At 67.0% G+C, this 2,263-nt stretch carries 3 protein-coding genes and 2 tRNA genes; all 5 read left to right on the forward strand.

The annotated features are described in order from the left end of the window. Positions 1–3 precede the first annotated feature (3 nt). Positions 4–88 (forward strand) — tRNA-Leu (locus AABM41_09755). A 46-nt stretch (positions 89–134) separates the two neighbouring features. Continuing rightward, positions 135–211 (forward strand) — tRNA-Val (locus AABM41_09760). A 54-nt stretch (positions 212–265) separates the two neighbouring features. Continuing rightward, positions 266–832: a LemA family protein gene (locus AABM41_09765; GenBank protein MEK6192582.1), complete on the forward strand. Its 567-nt coding sequence runs from the start codon at positions 266–268 to the stop codon at positions 830–832. Between the two features lie 26 nt (positions 833–858). Next, positions 859–1,836 (forward strand): M48 family metallopeptidase, encoded by a 978-nt coding sequence (locus AABM41_09770; protein ID MEK6192583.1) that lies wholly within the window; start codon positions 859–861, stop codon positions 1,834–1,836. Between the two features lie 180 nt (positions 1,837–2,016). Then, on the forward strand, positions 2,017–2,263 hold a 247-nt coding region (locus AABM41_09775), incomplete at its 3' end, for a hypothetical protein (GenBank protein MEK6192584.1).

Genomic DNA, 2,263 nt, shown 5'->3' on the forward strand with positions numbered 1-2,263 from the left:
CCTGCCCAGGTGGCGGAATTGGTATACGCGTACGTTTGAGGGGCGTATGAGGCAACTCATCCGGGTTCAAGTCCCGGCCTGGGCACCAACCCGCCGAATCGCTTTGAGCGTAGTTTTCGCGTAGGCTGCCGCGCGGGCGGTTAGCTCAGCTGGTCAGAGCACCTCGTTTACACCGAGGGGGTCGGGGGTTCGAGCCCCTCACCGCCCACCATAACTCGCGAGTACCATGCGGGTCATCACACTCACCTGAGGAGACCTGGTCCTGATGGACGCCCTTCCCTGGATCCTGCTGATCGTCGTCGCGGTCGTCGTCATCGGCGGCATCGTCATTTACAACGGCCTGGTACGGCTCCGCAACCAGGTCGACGAGGCCTGGAATCAGATCAGCGTGCAGCTCAAGCGCCGGCACGACCTGATCCCGAACCTCGTGAACGCGGTAAAGGGTTACATGGAGTTCGAGCAGGAGACCCTGACCCGGGTCACCGAGGCCCGCAATGCGGCCGTCAGCGCAGCGGGGCAGGGCGCGGCCGCCGCCGGCGGCGCCGAGAACTTCCTGACCGGCGCCCTGCGCCAGCTGTTCGCGCTGGTCGAGAACTACCCCGACCTCAAGGCCAACCAGAACGTCATGCAGCTCCAGGAGGAGCTGACCACGACCGAGAACCAGATCGGCTTCGCTCGCCAGCATTACAACGCCACGGTGCGGGAGCTGAACACGTCGATCCAGACTTTCCCCAACGTCCTGTTCGCCGGGGCCCTCGGGTTCAGCGAGCGCGACTACTTCCAGATCGAGGAGACCGATACCGCGGTGCCCGAGGTGAACCTCCGGAGCTGACCCGCGGCGCCGGGCGATCCGCGAAGGTGACCGGCTCCGCCCCGACGTTCTACGCCCAGATCGCCGCCAACCGGCGCGCGAGCTGGGTCCTCATGCTGGTGGTGACCCTGCTCCTGGTGGCGCTCGCCGGGAGCGCGGGGTACGCGCTGGGATACGAGTGGTTCGGGATCCCGTTTGCCCTCGTCCTCGCCGTGCTCCTGGGCAGCGGGTCGTACTTTGCCGGTGACCGGCTGGTGCTGGCTGCCAGTGACGCGCGCGAGATTGACCGCGCCAACCCACCCGACACGGTCCGGCAGCTAATGAACGTGGTCGAGGAGATGCGGCTGGCGAGCGGGCTGCCCATGCCGCGCGTCTACGTCATCCCGGACACCGCGCCCAATGCCTTCGCCACCGGACGCGACCCCAAGCACGCGTCGTTGGCGGTCACGGCCGGCCTGTTGGAGAAGTTGGACCGGGAGGAGCTGCAGGGCGTCATCGCCCACGAGTTCAGCCACGTTCGAAACTTCGACATCCGCTTCATGCTCCTGATCGGGGTCATGGTCGGGTCGATCGCCCTGATCGCCGACTGGTTCCTCCGCATCTCGTTCTGGGGCGGATTTCGCGGCGGGCGCGGGGGAGGGCGCGACCGAGACGGGGTGGGCGGGATCCTGGTCCTGGTCGCGATCCTGGCCCTGGTGCTGTCAGTCGTGAGCCCGATCATCGCGCGCCTGGTCATGCTGGCTGCCAGCCGGCGTCGGGAAGGGTTGGCCGATGTCAGCGCGGTCGAGCTGACCCGCAACCCAATGGGCCTGGCCCAGGCCCTGCGCAAGATCGCCGACGACCCGGAGGCGCTGGAGGTCGCCAACAAGGCCACCCAGCACCTGTACATCGTGAACCCGATCAAGACGACCGAGGAACGTTCGCGCTCGATGTGGGACACGCACCCGCCGATTGCCGAGCGAATTACCGTCCTGGAGCAGCTCGCCGGCGCCAGCGCCGCGCCTTCGGCGACGACCTCCGGATGAACCGTGAGTTGACCCGCGGCGAAGCCGATCGGTATCCTGATGCGGCGCCCGACGCGCAGACCGGGAGGCGGCAGCCTCAGCTGACGACCCGGGCCGAGGTAGCTCAGGTGGTAGAGCACAGGGCTGAAAACCGGGTGTCGCGGGTCCGATTCCGGCCCCCGCCGCTCGCCGTTCGGAACGATGACTGATCGAGAGTTGAACGCAACGGCGTTGTTCGCCTCGGCCGGGATGGCCGTGGTCTACCTGGCCAGTCTGAGCATCGTCTTCGCGCAGGAGGCTGAAAGGCCTAACACGCTGCTGCTCGCGGTCTTCGCACCCTCGGTACTCGCCGGACTCTTGATTCGGCGCTACTGGGCGATCGGGCTGGCGGTGGGCGTCGTTGCCGTCTTCTTCGTGTGGTTCAGCCTCGTCGAGGAAGACGCTCCAC

It is taken from the genome of Chloroflexota bacterium (genome assembly GCA_038040195.1).
Classification (GTDB): domain Bacteria; phylum Chloroflexota; class Limnocylindria; order QHBO01; family QHBO01; genus DASTEQ01.